Source organism: Halobaculum sp. D14, from assembly GCF_051195135.1.
In the GTDB taxonomy this organism is placed as follows: domain Archaea; phylum Halobacteriota; class Halobacteria; order Halobacteriales; family Haloferacaceae; genus JBNTKA01.
The window spans coordinates 443,945-462,775 of the sequence record NZ_JBNTKA010000002.1; the positions used below are offsets into that span (position 1 = coordinate 443,945).

Here is an 18,831-nt window from a genome sequence, read left to right on the forward strand (position 1 = left end):
CTCGTACCCGGAACGCTTTCCACTTCTGGGCCGGTACCGCCGGTATGTTCACGGGCATCGTCGAAGCCGCCGGCGAAGTCACCGCACGCGAAGCGACAGCGGACGGCCTCAGGCTCCGCGTCCGCGCCGACGGGCTCGACGACCTCCACGAAGGCCAGTCAATCTCGGTCAGCGGCGTCTGTCTCACCGTCGAGGAGTTCGGCCACGGCGACCCGGGCATCGGCGCCGACGGCGACGACCGCGACTGGTTCGAAGTGTTCCTCGCCGCCGAGACGGTCGCGAAGACCTACCTCGACGACCTCCGCGCCGGCGACGCGGTCAACGTCGAGCGCGCGATGCCCGCCGACGGCCGCTTCGACGGCCACCTCGTCCAGGGCCACGTCGACACGACGACCGAACTCACGGCGGTCGAACAGGTCGGCGAGGACTGGCGGTACACCTTCGCCATCCCCGACGGATTCGAGCGGTACGTCGTCGACAAGGGGTCGGTGACGCTCGACGGCATCTCGCTGACGGTCGCCGAGACGCGCGGCGACGAGTTCGACGTCGCCATCATCCCGACGACCCGCGACCGCACGAACCTCTCCGAGAAGGCCGCCGGTGACCCGGTCCACCTCGAAGTCGACGTCGTCGCCAAGTACGTCGAACGCATGCTCGACGACGCCGACGCGACCCCCGAACCGCGCCGGGTCGACTCGGAGTAGCCCCGCCCGGGCACGGCTCCGCCCGTTCGCGAATCGGTCTGTCCGCGAATCGGTCTGTCCGCGAATCGGTCTGTCCGCCGCTCGGCGAGGCGGCGACTCGAAACGAGGGACACGGCGCTCGGGAGAATCGAAGAGCGCCAGGACAGGGATTTGAACCCTGGATCCCGAAAGGGAACACGCTTTCCAGGCGTGCGCCTTACCACTCGGCCATCCTGGCTCGTATCCCGTGAATACCCCGTTGCGCTGTTTAAGTCCTTCCTTTCGTCGTGCGGTTTCGCGGACGGCCACAAGAACCACGGGCGCCGTGGCCGACGGTCCGACGATGTCGACGCTCACCGACGAGGACACCGGGAAGATTCTGGTGGACAGCGAAGGCGAGGAAATCGGCGTCGTCACCGACGTCGAGTCCGGCGCGGCGTACGTCGAACCGGAGCCGTCGATTCCGACGGCCGTCGAGGCGGCGTTCGGCTACTCCGAGCACGACGACGACGATTTAACCGTCCCGGGCGACGCCGTCGACACCGTCACGGACGAAGAGGTCAGGCTCGCCGGCGACGTCTGAGACGCGACGGGACGCTGCCGCCGGTCGAGCCGCGCCCGCGACCGCAACCGCGACTCGGCAGCGCGGGCGTCAGCGACGACGCTCGAAGCCGTAGCCGACCGCGGCGGTCACCGCGCCGACGCCGACCGCGACCGCGAGCGTTCCGGCGAATCCGACGGGGAGCGTGACGCCGAGCAGGACGGCGCCCTGCGCGAGCACGAGGAACGTGAGCGCACCGAGGACGCCCCACAGCGCCGCGAGCCGCGTCGCGCTGGGCGGCACCGCTACTCCAGCGCGACGACCGCCTCGATTTCGACGCCGACGCCCTTCGGCAGCGCGCCGGCCTGCACCGCCGACCGCGCCGGCGGCTCCTCGTCGAAGTAGTCGGCGTACGTCTCGTTCATCTCCTCGAAGTCGTCGATGTCCGCGAGGAACACCGTCGTCTTCAGGACGTCAGTGACGGACGCGCCCTCCTCGTTCAGGATCGCGACGACGTTATCGAGCGCCTGCGCGGTCTGGGTCGCGATGTCGGCGTCGTCGAGCAGTTCGCCGTCCGGCGTCAGCGGAATCTGGCCGGCCGTGAACATGACGTCGCCGTTCGTCGTCGCCTGACTGTACGCGCCGACCGCCGCCGGCGCCTCGTCGGTGGAAACCACGCGCTTCATGGCTGCTCCTCCGACCGCACACGCCTTAAATCGCCGGCACCTACGCCGACCCGTGTCACGACGTCGCCGCCGCCGTCGCCGCTGGATTCGTCGCCGCCGTCGGCTGCCCGGCGTCGCCGCCGCGGTCGTCGTCGCCGTCGCCGCCGGACTCGCCGCTGTCGTCGTCGGCTGGCTGCGCCGCGCCCGCCGCGCCGCCGCGGACGTCCCGCTGTCGCCGCTCAGCGCCGCCGGCCGCGTCGGCCCGGACTGGCCCGAACGCACCGGCGTCGCCACGGGGACCGAGCCGCCCGGCGAGATGGACGACTTCTCGGCGTTCGCCCGCCCCGGCTTCGACCCGGAGCGCGTCCCCGCCGAGGTCCGCGACTTCTACGAGCGGACCGCCGCCTACCGCATGACCTACCGGGTCCGCTGGCACGCGCCGTTCCGCCTCGGCGCCGCCGCCGTCGCGCCGCTCACCGGCGCGCTCGAACAGCTGAACCTCCCCGGCCGGTCGGGGCGCGGCGGCCGACTCCACAGCCGGTTCGTCGGCGTCAGCGACGACGCCGACCCGCGGGACGACGCCCGGGCGTGGGTCCGCACCGACGACGACGGCGACGCCGTGTTCGTCGCGGTGTACGCCAGCCACCGCCGCGGCGACGAGCGCTTCGTCAACATCGCGGTGCCGCTCCCCGGCGGGAACCTCTCGACGGTGCTGCGGATGGAGCACCTCGACGGCGACGATTCCGGTGTCGAGTCCCGCGACGACCCCGGCGGCGAGTCCGGCGGCGTGCTGCTGCACACCCGCGCCGCCGGCGACCCGGGGCTGTACCTCGTCACGCCGCTCGGGGCCGTCGCGCTGCCGATGAACCAGGAGTTCCGAGTTCGGCCTGACCGGAGCGGAGCCGAGTCGGGTATCGTCGCGACCCAGGAGATGTGGCTGTGCGGCAGGCAGTTCCTGACCGTCGAGTACCGCGCCGAGCGGACGGGGGAAGCGGCGCGGGGCTACGACAGCACGTCGACCTCGTAGCCGTACTCCTCGAGGGCGGCGACGATTTCGGCGGCGTGTTCGTCGTCGTGGGTTTCGAGGTCGATTTCGACCTCGGCGGCGTTGACCGCGATGTCGCGGCTGGTGCGGTCGTGCCGGATGGCGTAGATGTTCGCCTGCGACTCCGAGATGACCTCGACGAGCTGTTCGAGCGCCCCGGGCCGGTCTTTCAGTTCGGTCCGAATCTTCAGGTACCGCCCCATCTGGACGAGCCCCCGCATCACTACCGTCGTCAGCGTGTTCATGTCGACGTTCCCGCCGGACAGCACCGGGACGATGACCTCGCCGTCGTCGTAGTCGAACGCGCCGGTCAGCGTCGCCGCGAGCGGGACGGCGCCGGCGCCCTCCACCAGCGTCTTCGAGCGCTCCAGCAGCTTCGTGAGCGCCACCGCGATTTCCTCGTCGGACACCGTGACGACTTCGTCGACGCGTTCGCGAATCACCTCGAACGGCGTCTCGCCGACGCCGCGGACCGCGATGCCGTCCGCGATGGTGTCGACGCTCTCCAGCTCCATCGGCGCGCCCTTCTCCAGCGACTCGGCGGCCGAGGAGGCGCCTTCGGACTGCACGCCGACGACGCGAACGTCGTCGCCGAGTTCGCCGGTGACCGCCGTGGCGACCCCGGAGATGAGGCCGCCGCCGCCGATGGGGACGACGACGATGTCGACGTCGGGGCACTGCTCGGCGATTTCGAGGCCGATGGTCCCCTGGCCGGCCATAACGGCTTCGTCGTCGAAGGCGTGGACGTACGTGCGGTCCTCAACCGTCTCGATTTCGTGGGCGCGGGCCTGCGCCTCGTCGTAGTCGACGCCGTGCAGGACGACCTCGGCGCCGTACCGGCGCGTCGCCGCGACCTTGGAGAACGGCGCGTACTTCGGCATCACGATCTTGGCGTCGGCGCCGACGCGGCTCGCGGCGAGCGCGACGCCCTGCGCGTGGTTCCCGGCGGAGGCGGTGACGACGCCGCGGTCGCGGTCGGCCTGCGACATCGTCGCGATGCGGTTGGTGGCGCCGCGGATCTTGAACGAGCCGGTGCGCTGGAAATTCTCCTCTTTCAGGTGGACCTCGGCGCCGGTCATCGACGAGAACGAGTGCGAGTAGTCGAGCGGCGTGCGGCGAGCCACGTCGGCGACGCGGTCGCGGGCGGCGAGGACGTCCTCCAGCGAGAGCATACTGGAGGTACCGACGGCTCTCCGTTTAGTGGTTTGGAAGGGGAAAGAGGGGGAATGCACGCGTGTGACGTGCATCCGTATTCAGCACCTCCGGCTACATAAAGGTGTGTTACGCACGGTGAAAGTGAAATCGGGCGACTGCGCCGGGGTAAACCGGCCGTCAGACGCGTGTCGGCCGGTCGTCTCGCGCCCGTTCACTCCTCGTGAATCACCCTGACGTCAGCCCGGTCGACGTACCGCCGCACCCGCTGTTCGAACGGGCCGGCGCCGGGCCACGACGCGGCGGCGCCGAGGCGGTCCGGGTCGCCGACGTACACCGCCGCCTCACCGGCCTCGTCGCCGCCGTGGTTCCGGTCTCCGACCTCGTTGCTGTCGCCGTCCCCGTCGTTCTGTCCGCCGCCTTCGTCGCCGTTCGGTCCGCGGGCACCGTCCACGACCGGGACGGAGACGCGGACGTACAGGCCGTCGTCGACGCGCTCGTACCGGTTGAGCGCGGCCACCTCGTCGGTTCTGAGGAGCCGCCCCGCGACCGCGTCGTCGACGCCGACCGAATCCGCCCGAGCGCCCTCCGCACCGCTCCGGCCCGCACCGCCGCCGGCGACGTCGGCTCGGTTGTCGTCCGCCGTCGCGCCGGTCGGCGGGGCGAGCGTCGGGTACTCGCCGTCGACGACGCGAAGCCCGCGCAGCGTCGCCGGCCCGACGAACACGAACGAGTCCAGCAGTTCGGCGACCCGGTCCGGCGCCGTCAGCGTCCCGTACACGAACACGTCCACGTGCGGAAGTCGCACGGGCGGTTCTTGGAGATTTCGGCGCCGACGGACCGTGTCGCCCGGCGGCCCGTCGTTGCCGCCGCGGTCACGTCGACGCGGCGCCCCGTCTCCGTCCCCGAGCGAGGCCGGCGAGGACGACCAGAAGCGGGCCGAACACGCCGAACAGAACGGCCGGGACCGCGACCGCCAACTGGAGCGCCGAGTGGCCCGCGACGACCGGAGCGAACGTCGAGGCGAAGGCGTCGGCCCCGGCTCCGAACACGACGTAGCCGGCGGCAATCGCCCCGTCGACGGCGTACGCCTCGACGACGACGGCCGGGAACGAGAGGCCGACCAGCCCGGCAGCCACCGCGACCGCGACGGGCGTCACGAGCGAGAGCGTCCAGTGGACGCCCCCGGCGAACTCCGTGACCGCTCCCAGCACGGAGAGGTACGCGAAGCTCACGACCACGGGCAGCGCGACGTGTCGCCCGAGCGCGAACGGCAGCGACCGGCGTCCGTCGCGCCGACTGAACAGTTCGTCGACCCACCAGAACGGGTCCCGAGGAACGTCTCGTGACATTCGTCGCGTCGGTCTGCCTCGTACTCGCTGATAAACGTTGCTTCGGGAGCGCGGGTCGCGGTGGATCGCGGTCGACGCCGACGGACGTTCGGGGTGCGGCATCCGGTTTCGGCAGCGTCATTACGGAGACTGCGGCAACCGACGGCATGGACACGGACCGGTTGGTCGGCGTCTGGCGCCGCGTGCTGTCGCTCGCGTGGCCCGTGATGGCCGAGCAGACGTTCCGGACCGCGATGCGGACGACGGACGTCATCGTCACGGCGCAGTTCTCGCCGGCGGCCGTCGTCGCCATCGGCCTCGCGGACCTGTACGCCCGCTTCCCGCTCCGCATCGGCCTCGGTCTCGGCGGCGGCGCCATCGCGCTCTCCAGTCAGGACACCGGCGCCGGCGCGGACGCGAACCGCGACGAGGCCGTCACGCAGGCCGTCGTGATGGGCGCGCTCGCCGGCGTCCCGTTCGTGCTCGTCGGCCTGCTGTTCGGCGAGCGGGTCATCGCGCTGCTCGGCGCCGACCCGGCCACGGCGCGCTCATCGCCGGACGCAGCCTCCAGGGCACCGGCGACACCCGGACGCCGATGTACGTCAACGTCGTCGCGAACGCGCTCAACATCACCGGCTCCGTCGCGCTCGGCCTCGGCGTCCCGCTGCTCGGCGTGCCGCGGCTCGGCGTCGTCGGCGTCGGCCTCGCCACCGCCGCCGCGAACGTCTTCACGGCGTCGCTGCTGCTCGTCGCGATGGCGACGTCGTGGTCGCAGGCGTCGCTGGTGGCGCCGCGCGACACCGTCATCGCCCGGCAGCTCGTCCGCGTGTCGACGCCGCGAGTGGTCGAAGGGTTCGGCGCCGCAATCGCGGAGTTCCCGTTCAACGCGCTGCTGCTCGCCGTCGGGACGCCCGTGAACGCCGGCTTCCAGATCGGCCGCCGCATGTACCAGCAGGTGACCGGGCCGCTCTCGCGCGGCTACCACGTCGCCGCGTCGGTCGTCGTCGGCCAGCGCCTCGGCGACGGCGACGCCGCCGGCGCCCGCTACGAGGGGGCCGCCGTGACGGCGCTCGGCGTCCTCACCGTCGGCGCAATCGGCGCGGGCCTCGTCGTCGCCGCGCCCGCGTTCGTCTCGGTGTTCACCGAGCAGTCCGCCGCGGTGCCGTACGCCGTCGGGTTCGCCCGGGTGTACGGCGCGACCGCCGTGTTCCTCGTCGGCTACTCGGTGCTGTCCGGAGCGCTCCAGGGCGCCAGCGAGACGCGAATCCCGCTGGTCGCGCGGCTCACCGGGACGTTCGGCTTCCTCGTCGGCTTCAGCTACCTCGCCGTCGAACTGCTCGGCTGGGGCGTCACCGGCGCGTACGCCGGCGTCGCCCTCCAGTACGTCTGGATGACGCTCCTCGTCGCCGCCGGCTTCCGCTACACCGACTGGGCGTCGCGCGCCGCCGGCATGATGGCCGAACGCGGCAGTGGCGGCGCGGCGGAGTGAAAAAACCGAAACTCGAAAATCGAGGGGTCGTCGTCAGCGGCGGCGCAGCGCTTCGCGGGCGACGAGGCCGACGACGACGCCGGCGCCGAACGCGCGGACCGCGTCGCGGCGGCGGCGCGCGGCGTACTCCTCGGGGAAGTTCTCCGCGAGGAGGTCGAACAGCCGGTCGCCGACGTCGCTGCGGAGCGCGTCGCCGCGTTCGCCGGCTTCGGCGCGGGCGCGGAGGCCGCCGGAGCGGACTCGGTCGGCGTACGCGCGGCGCTGCTCGGGAGTGATTGTCAGGTCCATACCGACGAGAGGCGCCGCGAGGAGATAACCGTTGCCGGCGCCGTGACAGCACTGGTGACGCCACGTCGAGGACGGAGTCGGTGCGTCGGCGCCGCGGTCGCTTCCCTTACCGGTCTTCGATGGGGACCCAGTCGGCGTCCTCGTCGCCGACGTAGCGGGCGCGCGGCCGGATGAGGCGGTTGTCGTCGTACTGCTCCAGGACGTGCGCGGTCCAGCCGCCGACCCGGCTGATAGCGAAGATAGGCGTGTAGATGTCGATGGGGATGCCCATCTGGTAGTACGTCGACGCGGAGTAGAAGTCGACGTTGGGCGCGAGGCCCTTCTCGGATTTCATGTACTCCTCGATGGCGGTCGACATCTCGTACCACTTGGTGTCGCCGGCGGCCTCGCCGAGCGCCTCCGAGCGCTCGCTCAGGATTTTCGCGCGCGGGTCCTTGACGTTGTAGACGCGGTGGCCGAAGCCGGCGACTCGGCGGCCGTCGTCGAGCGCCTGCTTCACCCACTCGACCGGTTCGCTGTCGGACTCGTCGATCTCCTGGAGCATCCGCATCACGTTCGCGTTCGCGCCGCCGTGCAGGCTCCCCGAGAGCGTACCGACGGCGGACGTGACCGCCGAGTGCAGGTCGGCGAGCGTCGACGACGTCACCATCGCGGAGAACGTCGAGGCGTTCAGGCCGTGGTCGGCGTGCAGCACGAGCGCCTGGTCGAACACGTCGGCGAGCACGTCGTCGGGCTCCTCGCCGTTGAGCATGTAGAGGAAGTTCGCGGCGTGGCCGAGGTCGGTCCGCGGCTCGACCGGGTCGTCGCCGTGGCGGATGCGGCTGAACGCGGCGAGCGCCGTCGGCATCTTCGCGGTGACGCGGCGCGCCTTCCGGACGTTCGCCTCGCGGTCCGTCGGGTCGGCGTCGGCGTCCGGGTCGTTCGCCGACAGCGCGGACGTCGCGGTGCGCAGCGCCGCCATCGGCTCCTCGTCCGCCTCGGCGAGCCGGCGCACCGTGGCGAGCGTGTCGTCGGCGAGTTCGCGGTCCTCGGCCATCGCGGAGGCGAACTCGTCGAGTTCGGACTCCGTCGGCAGTTCGCCGTGCCACAGCAGATACAGCGTCTCCTCGTAGGAGGCGTGCTCGGCGAGGTCCTCGATGGAGTAGCCACGGTAGACGAGTTTCCCCTCGTCACCGTCGATGAAGCTCAGACCGGACTCCGCGACGAGGACGCCCTCCAGCCCTCGTTTGAGTTCGTCGGACATACTCCGACTGTTCGAGGGGTGGCCGAAAAGCGTTGTCGTTCGTGAGGGTCTCTGCCGGTCGAGCGCGCTGAGTACGGCGTCTGTCGGGGTGAGAATTCGTCAACCGTTGAACTCCGGGTCGAAACGAAGTGAACTCGCCGCGGCGGCCGTCACGGACTGTCGCGTCCGGCGACGGCGTCGTCGCCGCGAATCGCACCGCAGGTGGGCTGTGTCACGTCGGGCGTCGCGGCGCGTCGACGGGGTCCGTCCGACGGCGAAGCCGCTCACGGCTCGGCGGCTCCGCGGTTCGACGGTTCGACCGCGAGAGCCGCGGCTTCGCGTCTGTGGCGTTCCCGGCGTCGACGAGTCTCGGTAGTGTTCCCGGCGTCGACGAGCGTCGGCGCGTCACTCGGACGGAAAACGAGTCGTTAGGCGTCGGCGGCCGCGGAGCCGGCCGGCGACTGCGACTGCGTCCGTTCGGCGGCCTCGAGCAGCTCCTGGTAGCGGTTCCGGATGGTGACCTCGCTCATGTCGGTCACCTCGGAGACCTCGCCCTGCGTGAGCTTCTGGTTCGTCAGGATGCCGGCCGCGTAGATGGCGGCGGCCGCCAGGCCGACCGGCGACTTGCCCGAGTGGACGTTCGCCTCCTTCGCCGTCTCGAGCAGTTCGCGGGCGCGGCGCTCGGTCTCGTCGGAGACGTCCAGCTGGGAGGCGTACCGCGGGAGGTACTCCAGCGGGTCCGCCGGCTGGACTTCGAGGCTGAGCTCGCGGACGATGTAGCGGTACGCCCGCTTGAACGTCTCCTCGTCGACGCGGGAGACGCGCGCCATCTCGTCGATGCTGCGCGGAACGTTCGACATCCGCGCGGCCGCGTGGAGGCTCGCCGTCGCGACGCCCTCGATGCTGCGGCCCGGGAGCATGTCCTTGTTCAGCGCCTGCCGGTAGATGACGGAGGCGGTCTCGCGGACGTTCTCCGGGAGGCCGAGCGCCGACGACATCCGCTCGAGTTCGCCGAGCGCCTGCTTCAGGTTCCGGTCCTGGTGGTCGCGGGTCCGCATCCGCTCGTTCCAGGTGCGGAGCCGCTGCATCTTGCGGCGCTGGCTGCCCGACAGCTGGTTGCCGTAGGCGTCCTTGTTCTGCCAGCCGATGTTCGTCGACAGCCCCTTGTCGTGCATCATGTTCGTCGTCGGCGCGCCGACGCGGCTCTTGCTGTCCTTCTCGGAGGCGTCGAACGCCCGCCACTCGGGGCCGTGGTCGATGCCGTCGGAGTCGACGACGAGCCCGCAGTCCGCACAGACGGTTTCGGCGTGCTCGTCGTCGTTGACGAGCGCCCCGCCGCACTCGGGACACGTCTGCTGTTCGTCGGCCTGCTGTTCGTCGGTCCGCTCCGTTTCGTCGCTCTGTTTCCGCTCGGTTCGCCGCTCGTCCGTCTCGAAGTGTGTCGCGTGACTCATTGGAGGATATGGGTGCCGTCCGGGTCGGTGCCCACCACGCCCGGAACCGGCTTCACTCATAGTTAGGGCAGGTGATCATATAAATCTGTCGCTGTCTTTAAATACCTCGGCCGCACAGACCGGTAGATACTTATCCGAGAACGAGTGGGTCGTTCACACACCGCACTTCACCCCGCCGCTCGTACACTCCGGAGAATCGCCGCAGCCAGTTCAGTCGGCGGAAACCGTGCAGCCGCCGCTGTACTCGACGTCCCGAATCGAGTCGATGGGGTCGTCGCCGCACACCGGACAGTCCGCGTTCCGCCGGTACGGCACCGTCTCGAACGTCATGTCCATCGCGTCGTAAAAGAGCAGGCGGCCGTCGAGGACGTCGCCGGCGCCGAGCAGCAGTTTCACCGCCTCGGTCGCCTGGATGCAGCCGACGGTGCCGGGCAGCACGCCGAGCACGCCCGTCGTCGCGCAGTCCGGGACCTCGCCCGGTTCGGGCGCCTCCGGGAACAGACAGCGGTAGCACGGCCCGCCCGGGACGAGCGTCGTCGCCTGCCCCTCGAACTTGTAGATGGCGCCGTGCGCCACCGGGACGCCGGCGAGCCGGGTGGCGTCGTTCAGCAGGTACCGCGTCCGGAAGTTGTCCGAGGCGTCGACGACGACGTCGTAGTCGGCGACCAGCGACTCGGCGTTCTCCGGGCCGACGCGCTCGTGAATCTCCGCGACGTCGACGTCCGGGTTCAGGTCGCGGACGTAGTTCGCGGCCGACGACGCCTTCGGCTCGCCGACGTCGCTGTCCGCGTGGACGACCTGCCGCTGGAGGTTCGACCGCTCGACCACGTCGTCGTCGGCGATGCCGAGTCTGCCGACGCCCGCCGCCGCGAGATACTGCACCGCCGGCGCGCCGAGGCCGCCGGCGCCGACCACAAGCACCGACCCGTCGAGCAGCGCCTGCTGGCCCGCCGGCCCCACCTCGTCGAGGATGATGTGCCGCGAGTAGCGGTCCAACTGGGTGGAGTCGAGCGCGAGTCCGCTCATACAGACCGATTCCGCGTGCGTGGGCATAAGCGCACGGACGGAGACCACCACCTACCGAGTTCCGTCCGGGAACGCCACCGTGGACGGTGTCGCCACCAGGACTAAGCCCCGCTGCGGAAACTCGGCTGTATGGACCTCCGCCGCAAACTGTCCCTGTCCGGGCTGGTCGCCGCGTCCGCGGCGTACGTCTTCACGGCTGTCGCGTTCACGGGCTCGTTACACTTCGGTCGGTTGGCTGCCTTCACCGCAGTGTTCCTCGTCGTCTTCCTCGGCTTCGAGCGGTTCGTCGGCTGGGCGGAGACGCTGGAGTAGCGATCCGCGGCGACGCCGGAATCGCGGAGCGGCGAAGCCGGCCGACTCCCAAGGTGCCTTGGGCGTTCAGGGCGTCCGTTCGAGCGTGCCGACGAACCGACGCTACCACCTCGCGAAGCGGCCGGACGGACTGCCCGACGACGACACCTTCGACCTCCGCGAAACCGAGGTCCCGGAGCCGGGGCCCGGCGAGGCGCTGGTGCGCCTGCTCTACCTCTCGGTCGACCCGTACATGCGCGACCGGATGCGCGCCGGCGAGTCGTACGCGGAGCCGTGGGACGTCGGCGGACCGCTGTACGGCGGCGCCGTCGGCGAAGTCGTCGAGTCGAACGGCGCCGGCTTCGACGCCGGCGACACCGTCGTCGCGGAGTTCCCGTGGGCGGAGTACGCGACGAAGCGCGGCGCCGACCTGACGCCGGTCGACACCGGCGCGCTCCCCGTGTCGACGGCGCTCGGCGTGCTCGGGATGCCGGGCCGCACCGCCTACTTCGGCGTCCGCGACGTCATCGAGCCGAGCGGCGACGACACGATGGTCGTCTCCGGCGCGGCGGGCGCCGTCGGCTCCGTCGCCGGCCAGCTCGGCGAACTCCAGGGCGCGGACGTCATCGGCGTCGCCGGCAGCGACGAGAAGGTCGACTGGCTCACCGACGACCTCGGATTCACCGCCGGCATCAACTACCAGGAGGAGGACGTCGCCGACCGGCTCGCCGAACTCGCCGACGGCGTCGACGCCTACTACGACAACGTCGGCGGCCCCGTCACCGACGCCGTGTTCCCGCAGCTCAACGTCGACGCCAGCGTCGGCATCTGCGGCCAGATCGCGCTGTACAACGACGAGTCCGTGCCGACCGGGCCGCGCAAACTCCCCGGGCTGGTGCAGACCCGCGCCCGCGTCGAGGGCTTCCTCGTCGGCGACTTCGCCCCGCGGTTCGAGCAGGCCACCGCCCACCTCGGCGAACTCGTCGCCGGCGGCGACCTCCAGTACCGCGAAACCGTCACCGAGGGGCTGGAGAACGCCCCAGACGCCTTCCGCGGACTGTTCGCGGGCGAGAACGTCGGAAAACAGCTCGTCGAAATCGCGGCGCCCGCCGAGGAGTAACGCCGTCGACTCGGCGGGCCGCCGCCGACGCGCTGCCGGCGACGCGCTGCCGCCGCCGACGCGCTGCCGGCGACGCGCTGCCGCCGACACGCCGCCGGCTGACGGAGCCGCGCGGTGGCTACGTGAACCGGACGCCGAGGTCGTCGAGGTCGTCGTTGTGCATCGCGACGGTGACGAGCAGCGGCGTCACGGATTCGACCTCGGCGGCGTTGTCGAGGCTGCCGGCGTCGAGCGCGCGCAGCCCCTCGATCTCTTCTGCGAGCCGGCGGACCGTGGCTTTCGCGTCCGCGTCGTCGGCGAGCAGCAGCGTGTCGACGCCGAGGGCCGCGTCGAGGTCGGCGAGCCGGCCCGCGGCGAGGTTGTGGAACGCGCCGACGACCGGGACGCGCTCCGGGACGGACTCGCGGACGAGCGCCGTGACGCTGCCGGCGCTCGGCGGGTGGTAGTGGAAGCCGTCGTCGCCGCGTTTCATGCCGGCCGCCGGCGTCACCACGACGTCGTCTTCCTCCAGCACGTCGGCGACGGCGTCGACCGTGTCCGCGACGTGGTACGGCGGGACGGCGAGCACGACGATTTCGGCGCGGTCCGCCGCCATCCTGTTCTCGAAGCCCTTGACGTCGGCGTCGCCGCCGCGGTCGGCGACCGTCTCCGCGTACGACTCCGCGGCGTCGCGCGCCTTCGCCGGGTCGCGCGACCCGACGAGCAGTTCGTGGTTCGTGTCTCGGCCCCACCGGAGCACCAGCCCCTCGCCGATGTCGCCCGTGCCGCCGAGCACTGCGATTCGCATGACTGTCTCTCCGGGTGAGCGCGGCGTAAGGCTTGCGTGACCGGCGGCGCCTGCCGGTCACGACCCCGGCTCGCGGGTACAGCGCGCGGTGACGCCGCCGTCGGCGGTGGCGTCGTCGCCGCCGGCCGCGGTGGCGGCGGTGGCGTCGCTGCGTCGTCGGCGTCAGCCGCGGCGGTAGACGAGCCAGTAGGCGAGAATCGGCGCGACTACCAGCATCGGGCCGACGGCGAGCAGCTGCGTCACGGCGTCCGGCGGCGCGAACCGGGCGCCGACGAGCAGCGCCAGCACGTCGAGCAGCGCGACGAACGTCACGAACCGCAGCAGGCGACCGTACCGCGACCGCGACTGCGACGCGCCGGGCGACGACTCGGAGGGTTCGGGCGCCTCGGGCGACCGCGACTCGTCCGTCACGGCCGCTCCAGCAGGTCGGGGAGGTCGTTCACGTCGTCGACGACGGCGCTCGCGCCGGCCGCGGCGTACTTGTCGCGGCCCTCGCGTCCGCGGAGGCCGCCGGTGAGGACGCCGACGCCGTAGTAGATGCGCTCGGGGTCGGCGGCGTCGGCGTTCACCGCGGTCCGGACGTCGTCGAGGGTGTCGCCGGCGAACGCGACCCGTTCGGCGCCGACGCGCTCGGCGAGCGTCGTCAGCGCCCGCGGGTGCGGCTTCCCCTCGTCCCAGTCGTCCATCGTGAACCGGCGGTCGTCGGGGACGTCGAGGCCGACGCGGTCGAGCGCGATGTCGGCCTCCGCGGCCGGTCGGCCGGTGAGCACGCACACCGGGAAGCGCTCCGTCAGGTCGTCGAGCGCCGCCGGGTCGGCAAGCACCGGCTCGTCGTTGATGAAGCCGGGCGCGTCGAACGGCGGGTCGCCGCCTTCGAGTTCGCGGTAGCGGTCGGCGCCGAGGTACAGCGCCTGAAACACGTCGCGGAGGCGGTTCGGCTGCCACTCCGATTCGACTTCGTTGGCCGCGTCGTCGCCGAGGGCGTCGCGGATGGCGGCGCGGGCGCCGGCCAGCCCGGTTCCGTTCGCGGCGACCGCGTCCGTGAACTCGTCGACGTCGGCGTCGAGGCCGCGGCGCCGGGCGAGCACGTACAGCGCGACGGCGTCGGTGAGCTCCCAGTCGTTGTTGAAGCCGCCGGCGTCCTTGAACGGCTGGAGCGCGTCCCGCGGCACCGTCTCCCCGTACACCCGGTCGACGGACTCGACGACGGCGCGACGATACGACTCCGCGACGTCGACGAGCACGCCGTCGACGTCCAGCACGACCGCGTCCACTCGCATACCGGGACAGGGGCGCCGCCGGGCTATGGGCGTTCCGACTCGTCAGCGCCCCCGGCGGCGCGGCCGTCCGGGTCGCGGGCGACGTGGACGGTGTCGCCGGGGACCGTCACGGGCGTCGCCGGCACCGCCGCCGGGTCGCCGCCGAGCGTCGTGAACAGGCAGGCGGCGTCGACCGCGCGGGCGACGGCGAGCAGCGGCCGGTGGAGCTCCGGCGGACAGTTCAGCGCGTAGACGGCGTCGACCCGGTAGACGTCGCCGGGGTCGTCCCGCGCCGCCGCGTCGACGACGTCGTCGACGACGAACCGGACCGAGTCGGGGACGTCCCGCGGCGCAACGTCGGTCGCGCGCGCGTCGACGCCGCGGTCCGCGAGCGCGGCCGCGACGCCCGGCCGGCGGCCGACGCCGACCTCACAGACCGACCGGTAGCGCGCCAGGAACTCCACGACGGCAGGGCGACTCGCGTCGGACACGGGCGGGAAACTTATTGCGGCCCCTCCCATAAGTCGTCTCATGCTCGTCGACATCGTGCCTGTCGGGGACGTCTCCGCCCGAGTGAAGCGGGAGGCGTCTGCGGCACTCCGCTCCGTGTACGACTGCGAGGTGACCGTACACGACGAGCAGAGCATCCCCGACGGCGCGTACGACCGGAGCCGAAACCAATACCGCGCCGAGCAGTTCATCGAACTGGTCTCGCGGGAGGGCACCGGCGAGAAGAACATCGGCATCACGCCGCAGGACCTCTACTACCGCCGCCGGAACTACGTGTTCGGCCTCGCGTACCTCAACGGCAACGGCTCCGTCATCTCCACGTACCGCCTGCAGACCTCCTCCGACGGCGGCGTCTCCACGAAGCCGTCCACCGAAGTGTTCTCCGACCGCGTCCGCAAGGAAATCGTCCACGAAATCGGCCACACCCTCGGACTCGAACACTGCGACAACAACAAGTGCGTCATGAGCTTCTCCCCGACGGTCCGCGAAGTCGACGTCAAAGAGGAGCACCTCTGTGGCACCTGCTCCCGCGAGTTCCGCTGACCCGCCGACAGCCCCGACGCTCCCCGCCGCAGTCCGCCTTTCCGGCTCCTCTCCCCGCTCGTTCCGCGGCACCGTCTGACGGTTCGTTTCTCCGGGTTCGTCGGCCGCGGGAACCGGCGAGTACCTATTTATCGCGCGAGCCGAGACGTACTGTCGATGTCAAGCGACACGGTCATCGACCTACTGCGGACGGCGTACGCCGACGAGATGGAGACGGTGATGAACTACCAGACGAACGCCATCATCCTCGACGGCGTCCGCGCCGAGGAGATCAAAGAGAGCCTTCAGGCCGACATTCAAGAGGAGCTCGGGCACGCCGAGCAGCTCGGACAGCGGCTCAAACAGCTCGACGCGCGGCCGCCGAGCTCCGCGGAGTTCACCGCGACCCAGGACTCGCTTCAGCCGCCGGCCGACTCCACCGACGTCCTCTCGGTCATCGAAGGCGTCCTCGACGCCGAAGAGGACGCGATTTCGACGTACCGCGCCATCATCGACGCCGCCGAAGAAGCCGACGACCCCGTCACCGAAGACCTCGCCGTCACCATCCTCAGCGACGAAGAGGCCCACCGAACCGAGTTCAAGGGCTTCAAGAAGGAGTACCGGAGCGACTGACGCCGCCGCTCTGAGACTGCGGCCGACGGCGGCGTCGACGCCGCGGGACCGTTCTCGAAGAACTGCTCGCCGTCCGTCTCGGGATTCTCGGAGCGGTGGCGCCGGCAGCCCGACGGTACCGGGCGCGGTGAATCATGACGGGGCAGCGAGACGAGGCGAAGCAGGTCCGAGGAGTGAGACGCGGCGAGTCGGGCTACGCGGAGTAGTAGTACTCGCCTTCGCGTTTCTGCTGGCGGTCGAGCTGCGAGCCGGGCTTGTTGATGCGCGGCCGGCCGGTGCGCTCGTCGCGGCGGAACGTGATGTCGAGGTCCGCGAGGAACTCGTTCATGCCGTCGCGCATCGGCTGGGGCGGCGACGCGTGCCCGTGGACTGCGGGCTCGCCGTCGAACACCATCAGCCGGTCGGCGAGCAGGTCGATCATGTAGATGTCGTGGTCGATGACCATGACGGTCGCGTCGTGGTTCTCGGCGTACCGCCGAATCGCGGTCGTCGCCTGGACGCGCTGTTCGACGTCCAGGTGCGCGGACGGCTCGTCGAGCAGGTACAGGTCGGCGTCCTTCGACAGGCACGCCGCGATGGCGACGCGCTGGCGTTCGCCGCCGGAGAGGTCGGTGAGGTTCTGCTCCATGATGGGGTTGAGCTGGAGCGGCCGCGCGACCTCGGTGTCCCAGTACGACGACCCGAACTCGTCGGTGATAGAGGAGAGGAACGCGTCGACCCGAATCGGCTGGTCGATCTCGATGTACTGCGGCTTGTACGCGATGTCGAGGTCGACGTCGAGTTCGCCCTCGTCCGGTTCGAGCTGCCCGGCGAACAGCTTCGCCATCGTCGACTTCCCGATGCCGTTCGGGCCGACGATGCCGAGCACCTCCGACTCGTAGACGGTGCCGCCGTCGACGTCGAGGCTGAACTCGCCGTCGCCGTACGACTTGTGGATGTCCGGGTACTCGAACAGCGTCTGGCCTTTCACGGACTCCCGCGGCGCGTGCTCCTCGAACGTGATGGCGTTCGGCCGAATCCGCATGTTCTCGTTGTCGAGGTAGCCTTTCAGGTACTCGTTGATGCCGTTCCGGACCGACTTCGGGTCCGTGACGACGCCGTACGCGCCGGGTTCGCCGTACGTGACGTGGAGCGTGTCCGCGAGCAGGTCGAGGATGGCGAGGTCGTGTTCGACCACCATCATCGACCGGTCGCCGTCCTCCGCGAGTTCGCGGATGAGCCGCGCCGCGGTCATGCGCTGACCGATGTCGAGGTACGGCGTGATTTCGTCGAGGAAGTAGAAGTCGACGTCGCGGGCGAGCGTCGCGGCGAGCGCGACGCGCTGGAGTTCGCCGCCGGAGATGGAGTCGATGTCCTGGTCCATCACCGGACCGATGTTCAGCCGTTCGACGAGCGAGTCGAGCGCGCCGCGCTCGTCCGTCCGCTCCAGCAGGTCGCGGGTGTTGCCGTCGAACTGCTTCGGAATCTGGTCGACGTACTGCGGCTTCCGCGCGACCTCGACGTCGCCGTCGATGACGCGCTCGATGTAGTTCTGCAGTTCGGTGCCGCGGAACCGGTCGAGGACGGCGTCCCAGTCTGGCTCGTCGTCGTGCCGGCCGAGGTTCGGGGTCAGCTCCCCGGAGAGCATCTTGACGGCCGTGGACTTCCCGATGCCGTTCGGCCCGAGGATGCCGGTCACCTGCCCGGTCTCCGGCACCGGCAGGCCGTACAGCGCGAACGCGTTCTCGCCGTAGCGGTGGACCGGTTCGTCCTCCAGTTCGGACGGCAGATTGATGATTTCGATGGCGTCGAACGGACACTTCTCGACGCAGATGCCGCAGGACTCGCCGAGGCAGATGTCCTCGGAGATGCGAATCTGGTCGGGGGCGCCGTCGTACGGTTCGTCGTCGCCGTAGAAGTCGCCGCGTTCGACGATGCAGTCCTTCCCGGTGCGGTTCGGCGGGCAGAAGTTCGCACACTCGTAGTTACACCGGTCGGGCTGACACCTGTCGAGGTCGACGACCGCGATGCTGTCGTCCGCCATGGTTACGCGTTGAGCGAGGAGGACAGCAGCACTGCGTACGAGATGAACCAGAGCGCGAACGTCATGAAGGCGACGTAGAGGTTGTCCTTCATGCCGAACTCTTCGACGTCGACGCCGATGAGCTTCAGGACGGGGAGCTCGACGAGCAGCGCCCCGGCGAGCACCCCGAGGTTGAGCCGGTTCGCCGCGGCGTCCGCGCCGATGCCGAACACGGTCGCGGAGACGAGCGCCGCGGCGATCCCGGCGAGGCACGCGACGGTGGTCACCGTCACCCCGCGCGCGTGGTCCGAGAGCCCCGAAGCGGTTTCCGTAGCCATACGAACCGGTCCGAGAGCCGCGGACAAAAGGGGTTCGCTTGGGTGCTCCCCCGCGGAGCGCGTCCGGGGTGGGAAATCCGTCAAGCTTTAAGCCGTTCACCCTGTTTCGTTTCGTAACGATGGCCGAAACCGACGAGGAGAGCCTCGACGAGCTGCCCCCCAGCGCCAAACTCGTGTTCAAGGTGCTGGAGTACAACGGCCCGCTGACCCAGAAGGGCATCGTCGAGGAGTCGATGCTCTCCGCTCGGACAGTGCGGTACGCCCTCGAACGGCTGGAGAACATCGGAATCGTCGACGAAGACGTCTACTTCGCCGACGCCCGGCAGAACCTCTACCAGCTGAACGGCGCCCAACAGCAACAGCAGGCCGAGGCCGACGGCGGCAGCGGCTCCGCGCCGACCGGGAACTCGAAGAGTTCCGACGACGGCACCGGCGCCTGCTGCGCGGAGTAACGGCGGCGCACTTCACTTCTC

The 18,831-nt window shown here is 70.6% G+C and carries 23 protein-coding genes, 1 tRNA gene and 1 pseudogene; 9 read left to right on the plus strand and 16 right to left on the minus strand.

Going from position 1 to position 18,831, the window contains the following annotated elements; all coding sequences use genetic code 11:
- The first annotated feature begins 44 nt into the window (after positions 1–44).
- The gene (locus ACQUST_RS08000; RefSeq protein ID WP_435127115.1) at positions 45–704 is read left to right on the plus strand and encodes a riboflavin synthase; all 660 of its coding nucleotides are present in this window, start codon (positions 45–47) and stop codon (positions 702–704) included.
- Between the two features lie 135 nt (positions 705–839).
- On the opposite strand, the gene ACQUST_RS08005 is transcribed toward ACQUST_RS08000, so the two are convergent.
- Positions 840–921, minus strand: a tRNA-Ser gene (locus ACQUST_RS08005).
- Positions 922–1,008: 87 nt separating this feature from the next.
- On the opposite strand from ACQUST_RS08005, the gene ACQUST_RS08010 reads away from it, so the two are divergent.
- The gene (locus tag ACQUST_RS08010) at positions 1,009–1,266 is read left to right on the plus strand and encodes a hypothetical protein (RefSeq protein WP_435127117.1); all 258 of its coding nucleotides are present in this window, start codon (positions 1,009–1,011) and stop codon (positions 1,264–1,266) included.
- A gap of 69 nt (positions 1,267–1,335) precedes the next feature.
- Here ACQUST_RS08010 and ACQUST_RS08015 read toward each other — a convergent pair whose 3' ends face one another.
- Together ACQUST_RS08015 and ACQUST_RS08020 are read right to left on the minus strand one after the other, a co-directional pair.
- Positions 1,336–1,527, minus strand: coding sequence for a hypothetical protein (locus ACQUST_RS08015; RefSeq protein ID WP_435127119.1), 192 nt, complete (start codon positions 1,525–1,527; stop codon positions 1,336–1,338).
- 2 nt (positions 1,528–1,529) lie between these two features.
- Complete coding sequence (locus tag ACQUST_RS08020) at positions 1,530–1,910, minus strand: Rid family detoxifying hydrolase (RefSeq protein WP_435127121.1); 381 nt, start codon at positions 1,908–1,910, stop codon at positions 1,530–1,532.
- A 52-nt stretch (positions 1,911–1,962) separates the two neighbouring features.
- Here ACQUST_RS08020 and ACQUST_RS08025 point away from each other — a divergent pair, with 52 nt between their 5' ends.
- Positions 1,963–2,916 carry a hypothetical protein gene (locus ACQUST_RS08025; protein WP_435127123.1) on the plus strand — a complete coding sequence of 318 codons (954 nt, stop codon included), beginning with the start codon at positions 1,963–1,965 and terminating at the stop codon, positions 2,914–2,916.
- On the opposite strand, the gene ilvA is transcribed toward ACQUST_RS08025, so the two are convergent.
- From ilvA to ACQUST_RS08040, 3 genes are all read right to left on the minus strand, one after another.
- Entirely contained in the window at positions 2,892–4,106 is a 1,215-nt protein-coding gene (gene ilvA / locus ACQUST_RS08030; protein WP_435127125.1) for a threonine ammonia-lyase, read from the minus strand. The two genes, ACQUST_RS08025 and ilvA, sit on opposite strands and share 25 nt — an antisense overlap.
- Positions 4,107–4,300: 194 nt before the next feature.
- A complete protein-coding gene (locus tag ACQUST_RS08035) occupies positions 4,301–4,879 on the minus strand; it encodes a gamma-glutamylcyclotransferase (protein WP_435127127.1) in 579 nt (192 codons plus the stop codon).
- 82 nt (positions 4,880–4,961) lie between these two features.
- Complete coding sequence (locus ACQUST_RS08040; protein ID WP_435127129.1) at positions 4,962–5,438, minus strand: hypothetical protein; 477 nt, start codon at positions 5,436–5,438, stop codon at positions 4,962–4,964.
- Positions 5,439–5,584: 146 nt separating this feature from the next.
- Here ACQUST_RS08040 and ACQUST_RS08045 point away from each other — a divergent pair.
- Positions 5,585–6,906, plus strand: a pseudogene (locus tag ACQUST_RS08045) (MATE family efflux transporter).
- A gap of 33 nt (positions 6,907–6,939) precedes the next feature.
- On the opposite strand, the gene ACQUST_RS08050 reads toward ACQUST_RS08045, so the two are convergent.
- From ACQUST_RS08050 to ubaA, 4 genes are all read right to left on the minus strand, one after another.
- A complete protein-coding gene (locus tag ACQUST_RS08050) occupies positions 6,940–7,194 on the minus strand; it encodes a hypothetical protein (protein ID WP_435127131.1) in 255 nt (84 codons plus the stop codon).
- Positions 7,195–7,300: 106 nt separating this feature from the next.
- Positions 7,301–8,437, minus strand: a complete 1,137-nt coding sequence (gene citZ, locus ACQUST_RS08055) for a citrate synthase (RefSeq protein WP_435127133.1) — start codon at positions 8,435–8,437, stop codon at positions 7,301–7,303.
- A 407-nt stretch (positions 8,438–8,844) separates the two neighbouring features.
- The gene (locus ACQUST_RS08060; protein WP_435127135.1) at positions 8,845–9,870 is read right to left on the minus strand and encodes a transcription initiation factor IIB; all 1,026 of its coding nucleotides are present in this window, start codon (positions 9,868–9,870) and stop codon (positions 8,845–8,847) included.
- A gap of 210 nt (positions 9,871–10,080) precedes the next feature.
- Positions 10,081–10,896, minus strand: a complete 816-nt coding sequence (gene ubaA / locus ACQUST_RS08065) for an SAMP-activating enzyme E1 (RefSeq protein WP_435127137.1) — start codon at positions 10,894–10,896, stop codon at positions 10,081–10,083.
- A gap of 129 nt (positions 10,897–11,025) precedes the next feature.
- Here ubaA and ACQUST_RS08070 point away from each other — a divergent pair, with 129 nt between their 5' ends.
- The gene (locus ACQUST_RS08070) at positions 11,026–11,208 is read left to right on the plus strand and encodes a hypothetical protein (protein ID WP_435127139.1); all 183 of its coding nucleotides are present in this window, start codon (positions 11,026–11,028) and stop codon (positions 11,206–11,208) included.
- 85 nt (positions 11,209–11,293) lie between these two features.
- The gene (locus ACQUST_RS08075; protein WP_435127141.1) at positions 11,294–12,307 is read left to right on the plus strand and encodes an NADP-dependent oxidoreductase; all 1,014 of its coding nucleotides are present in this window, start codon (positions 11,294–11,296) and stop codon (positions 12,305–12,307) included.
- Positions 12,308–12,425: 118 nt separating this feature from the next.
- Here the strand turns inward: ACQUST_RS08075 and npdG are convergent, their stop codons facing one another.
- The 4 genes from npdG to ACQUST_RS08095 all read right to left on the minus strand — a co-directional run bounded on the left by npdG (position 12,426) and on the right by ACQUST_RS08095 (position 14,844).
- A complete protein-coding gene (npdG, locus tag ACQUST_RS08080; RefSeq protein ID WP_435127143.1) occupies positions 12,426–13,094 on the minus strand; it encodes an NADPH-dependent F420 reductase in 669 nt (222 codons plus the stop codon).
- Between the two features lie 162 nt (positions 13,095–13,256).
- Positions 13,257–13,505 carry a DUF7534 family protein gene (locus tag ACQUST_RS08085; RefSeq protein ID WP_435127145.1) on the minus strand — a complete coding sequence of 83 codons (249 nt, stop codon included), beginning with the start codon at positions 13,503–13,505 and terminating at the stop codon, positions 13,257–13,259.
- On the minus strand, positions 13,502–14,374 hold the full coding sequence (locus tag ACQUST_RS08090; RefSeq protein WP_435127147.1) for a TIGR01548 family HAD-type hydrolase: 873 nt from the start codon (positions 14,372–14,374) through the stop codon (positions 13,502–13,504). The genes ACQUST_RS08085 and ACQUST_RS08090 overlap by 4 nt, the downstream gene beginning before the upstream one ends.
- Before the next feature lie 23 nt (positions 14,375–14,397).
- Positions 14,398–14,844, minus strand: coding sequence for a UPF0146 family protein (locus ACQUST_RS08095; RefSeq protein WP_435127149.1), 447 nt, complete (start codon positions 14,842–14,844; stop codon positions 14,398–14,400).
- 40 nt (positions 14,845–14,884) lie between these two features.
- On the opposite strand from ACQUST_RS08095, the gene ACQUST_RS08100 reads away from it, so the two are divergent.
- Together ACQUST_RS08100 and ACQUST_RS08105 are read left to right on the plus strand one after the other, a co-directional pair.
- Positions 14,885–15,406, plus strand: a complete 522-nt coding sequence (locus ACQUST_RS08100) for an archaemetzincin family Zn-dependent metalloprotease (RefSeq protein WP_435127151.1) — start codon at positions 14,885–14,887, stop codon at positions 15,404–15,406.
- A 156-nt stretch (positions 15,407–15,562) separates the two neighbouring features.
- Positions 15,563–16,018, plus strand: a complete 456-nt coding sequence (locus ACQUST_RS08105) for a ferritin-like domain-containing protein (RefSeq protein WP_435127153.1) — start codon at positions 15,563–15,565, stop codon at positions 16,016–16,018.
- 193 nt (positions 16,019–16,211) lie between these two features.
- On the opposite strand, the gene ACQUST_RS08110 is transcribed toward ACQUST_RS08105, so the two are convergent.
- Together ACQUST_RS08110 and ACQUST_RS08115 are read right to left on the minus strand one after the other, a co-directional pair.
- Positions 16,212–18,041, minus strand: coding sequence for a ribosome biogenesis/translation initiation ATPase RLI (locus tag ACQUST_RS08110; RefSeq protein WP_435127155.1), 1,830 nt, complete (start codon positions 18,039–18,041; stop codon positions 16,212–16,214).
- A 2-nt stretch (positions 18,042–18,043) separates the two neighbouring features.
- Positions 18,044–18,358: a hypothetical protein gene (locus tag ACQUST_RS08115; protein WP_435127157.1), complete on the minus strand. Its 315-nt coding sequence runs from the start codon at positions 18,356–18,358 to the stop codon at positions 18,044–18,046.
- Between the two features lie 119 nt (positions 18,359–18,477).
- Here ACQUST_RS08115 and ACQUST_RS08120 point away from each other — a divergent pair, with 119 nt between their 5' ends.
- Positions 18,478–18,810, plus strand: a complete 333-nt coding sequence (locus ACQUST_RS08120) for a winged helix-turn-helix transcriptional regulator (RefSeq protein ID WP_435127159.1) — start codon at positions 18,478–18,480, stop codon at positions 18,808–18,810.
- The last annotated feature ends 21 nt before the right edge of the window (positions 18,811–18,831 follow it).